The sequence below is a fragment of the Pseudomonas sp. 43(2021) genome (assembly GCF_017490805.1).
Taxonomy (GTDB): domain Bacteria; phylum Pseudomonadota; class Gammaproteobacteria; order Pseudomonadales; family Pseudomonadaceae; genus Aquipseudomonas.
Genome location: NZ_JAFGYJ010000236.1, coordinates 1 through 537 on the forward strand (window position 1 = coordinate 1; position 537 = coordinate 537).

The following is a 537-nucleotide window of genomic DNA, read 5'->3' on the forward strand; positions in this document are numbered from 1 at the left end:
GTTTTGATCGGGGTGAGCCAATGCGGATTAGGCACATCTTCCGGTTGCACGATTCTGACGCTGGCGTCGTGGGTGATTTCAAAACAGGTCAACACATAGGGTTCCTGATCAAGCGCATCGAAGCTGCCATGGGCGGCCACCTCCAGTATCGCCGTGGAGGGGTCGACCGACGCATAAACGACTCTGCGGCCGGGCGTATTCCAGCGGCCGCCGTCCCGTTTCGATCCAAGGCCGCTGTCCCAGGTCTCGCTGTACACCTCGCGATCCAGCCGCCAGGCGTACCAGCGATCATCCCAGGGCAAGGGGTTCATTGATAAACCCCGTATTTGATCTGGTTCAGATACTCCTCCACCATCCTGAAGCCCAGCGCATGTCCAACCAGATCGAGCGGCACATAACCGTAGAAGTAAGTAGCGCGTTGCTCCAGCCATGATTCGGCCTTGGCCTGACGCCCGAATACTTCGATGGCCAGTTCCAGCGCAGCGGCATATTGGTAGGCGATCACGCTCTGCGGCGTGTCCAGGCGCACCGACGCGC

2 protein-coding genes are annotated in these 537 nt (G+C 59.6%); both read right to left on the bottom strand.

Features of this window, described 5'->3' with window-relative positions; translation table 11 throughout:
* The coding region (locus J5M71_RS26945) for an RES domain-containing protein (RefSeq protein WP_207838552.1) at positions 1 to 311 on the bottom strand (311 nt) is incomplete at its 3' end.
* Positions 308 to 537: MbcA/ParS/Xre antitoxin family protein (locus J5M71_RS26950; protein WP_207838554.1), on the bottom strand; the 230-nt coding region annotated here is incomplete at its 5' end. The genes J5M71_RS26945 and J5M71_RS26950, both read right to left, overlap by 4 nt.